Annotated in this window: 2 protein-coding genes; both read left to right on the top strand. The window is 75.3% G+C overall.

Annotated elements, in window-relative coordinates; genetic code table 11:
* Positions 1-345 precede the first annotated feature (345 nt).
* Positions 346-1,557, top strand: a complete 1,212-nt coding sequence (locus IEZ01_RS34350; protein WP_019886016.1) for an alpha/beta hydrolase — start codon at positions 346-348, stop codon at positions 1,555-1,557.
* Positions 1,558-1,643: 86 nt separating this feature from the next.
* Positions 1,644-2,525, top strand: a complete 882-nt coding sequence (locus IEZ01_RS34345) for a DUF4429 domain-containing protein (protein ID WP_019886018.1) — start codon at positions 1,644-1,646, stop codon at positions 2,523-2,525.
* Positions 2,526-2,825: the final 300 nt, after the last annotated feature.

The following is a 2,825-nucleotide window of genomic DNA, read 5'->3' as shown; positions in this document are numbered from 1 at the left end:
CTCAAGGGCGGCGCCGAGGATCGCGCGGACTGCGCGCGCGAGGCTGGTGCTGGGCCGAGGCCTCAAGGGCGGCGCCGTGGATCGCGCGGACTGCGCGCGCGAGGCTGGTGCTGGGCCGAGGCCTCAAGGGCGGCGCCGTGGATCACGCGGACTGCGCGCGCGAGGCTGGTGCTGGGCCGAGGCCTCAAGGGCGGCGCCGAGGATCGCGCGGTCTCCGCGCGCTCGGCGAAGCGTACCGGGTTCGGGTACGGAGCGTGACATTACCGGCGCGTATTCCCCGGCCGGAGCGTGATCCACATCACCCTGGGCCCGGCCGGGTGCGGGTCTCTCCTAGGGTGTCCCGCAGTGACTTCTTTCGACGCCTCCCCCACACTCTCCGTCCGGCGCATGCTGCTGGCGCTCGCCGTCGTGTTCGTCCTGCTGGCCACCACCGGCTGGACCACGATCGGGCATAAGCGCGGGTCGGGCGAGTCTCCGCAGGCCGCGCTGGCCGCCTGGCGGCACGCCCGGGTCGACGGCCTGCCGCTGCCGGACGTCGCCTCGCCGCCCTCCGCCGTCGCCGCGTTCTTCGCCTCGCTCAGCGGCTCCGAGCGCGCCTGGCTCGCCGACCGGCACCCGCTCGTCGTCGGCAACCTCGACGGCGCCCCGGTCACCCTGCGCTACCGCGCCAACCGGCACGCCCTCGACCGGGCCCTGCGTGCCGAACGCTCCCGGGTGGACGACTCCCGGCTCTCGGCCGCCGGCCGCCACGAGGCCGTACGGCGGGTGCACCGCTTCGAGTCGCTGATGCGCAAGGACCGGCAGATCCTCGCCTTCGACCCGACCGGTCCGGGGCGCGCGGCCGAGGTGCTCGGCGATATCGACCGGGCCCAGCGGGTCTCCGTGATCGTGCCGGGCGTCGACACCAACCTGCTCACCTTCCAGAAGACCCACCGCAAGTACTCCGCCCCGGCCGGGATGGCCCAGTCGCTGTACGCCGCCGAGCGCGGCGCCGCGCCCCGCACCCGGACCGCCGTGATCGCCTGGGCCGACTACACGGCGCCCGCCGGGGTCGGCGTGGACGCGGCGACGGGGCGGCTCGCCGCGAACGGCTCCGTGCGCCTGCTCCGTCTCGTGGACGGGCTGCCGGGCCACGCGCGCGTGGCGCTGTTCTGCCACAGCTACGGCTCTGTGCTCTGCGGGGTCGCCGCACCCTCGCTCCCGGCGCGGGTGACGGATGTTGCGGTGGCCGGCAGCCCCGGTATGCGGGTGGCCAACGCGGCCGAGCTGAAGACGCGGGCGCGGGTGTGGGCCATGCGCGACGCGGACGACTGGATCCAGGACGTGCCGCATCTGGAGGTCGGCGGGGTGGGCCACGGCGCCGATCCGGTGGCGCCCGAGTTCGGGGCGCGGGTGCTCTCGGCCGCCGGGGCGGCCGGGCACGCAGGCTATTTCGAGCCGGGTACGGAGAGCCTCCACAACCTCGCCGAGATAGGAGCCGGGACGTACGAGGGCCTCACGTGCGCGGGCGCCGCGGCCGCCTGCCGCAGTGGAATTTCCGGCCGAACCGGCGTCTGACCGGATCTGACGCGCGTAGAGAGGACGGGAGTTCGGCCACGTTCCGAGGGGCGACGTGCGGGCGCACGCCGCCTACGATGAGGCGCATGGGTGATGTGCTGGCCGGAATTCATGCCACCTGGGAGTTCGAGACCGACGCCGTGCTCATCCGCTTCGACCGGGGGATACGAACGCCGAAACTCTTCCAGGCGCTGCGCGAACGACGCGTGCCGTACGAGGCGTTGGCGGCCGTGACGCTCTCCCCGGGCAAGCGGGGCACGGTCGTGCTGCACGCCGTGCCGAGACCGGGGGCGGACCCCCTGATGGAGGCCGCGGCGGGGCAGCTGAAGGAGGGGTCCGATCCGTATCGGCTGGTCCTGCCGGCCGAGCGGGAGACGCTCGCCGAGTACTACGCGGACGAGCTCCGGGCGGAGCTGGGACCGGCGGCCGGGGAGCCCGCGGGGCGCTTCCTGGTGGCGGCCCCCGAGGCACCGCTGCACTTCAAGGCGTACGACGCGAAGGCGTCCTTCGACGGGCGGCAGGTGTCGTTCCGGTGGTTCTGGACGGGGGCGTCGTCGGCGAAGTGGAAGGCGGGCGACCAGAGCTTCCCGGTGGGCGAGCTGAGCGGCGTCGAATGGCGCTCGCCCGACGTCTTCGACGGCTACCTGCGCCTGCTGCGCCGCGGCGACGCGACGCGCCCCGCCCAGGCCGATCAGGACCCGTCGGCGGTCGTCTTCGGCCTCGGCTACGGCCCGGTGCACGAATCACTCCCCTTCGCGGCGGCGGTCCTCTCGGCGACCCGCACCAACAGCCCGGCTCCGGCGCCACAGCCGGCGGGGGCGGGGAGCGCGGCGGGCGCGGGCGCGGCGGGCCGGGACCCGGCGACGATCGCGGACCGCATCCGGCATTTGGGGGAGCTGCACCAGGCGGGGCTGGTGACGGACGAGGAGTTCACGGCGAAGAAGGCGGAGTTGCTGGCGGAGTTGTAGGGGGACGGGTGGGGCAGTCGGACCGGACGGTCCGACTCCCTGCGGGCGCGGGTACCGCGCGGCGGCGGCGTGCGCACGAAGGCCGGGGGCAGCGGAGGTTCCAAGCGGCACTCGTCCGGTGCGGCACGCGGGTCCGGTGGCACGTGCGCGCCCACCCGTGCCGCGGTAGGGCGTACGGGCACCACGCGTCCGGTGCGACGCGGTCCGGCGGGCGGGCGGCGTACGGGCACCACGCGGCCCGTGCGACGCGGTACAGCAGCGGCCGGTCCGGCGGGCGGGCGGCGGGCGGGCACCACGCGG

The organism is Streptomyces purpureus, from assembly GCF_014648195.1.
Taxonomy (GTDB): domain Bacteria; phylum Actinomycetota; class Actinomycetes; order Streptomycetales; family Streptomycetaceae; genus Streptomyces; species Streptomyces purpureus.
The sequence above is the reverse complement of the archived record's forward strand: the minus strand, read 5'-3'. Positions and strand labels throughout refer to the sequence as shown.

What these genes read in the sequence shown, in the direction of transcription:
- IEZ01_RS34345 (WP_019886018.1), top strand. Translation starts at nt 1,644, where the DNA reads ATGGGTGATGTGCTGGCCGGAATTCATGCCACCTGGGAGTTCGAGACC.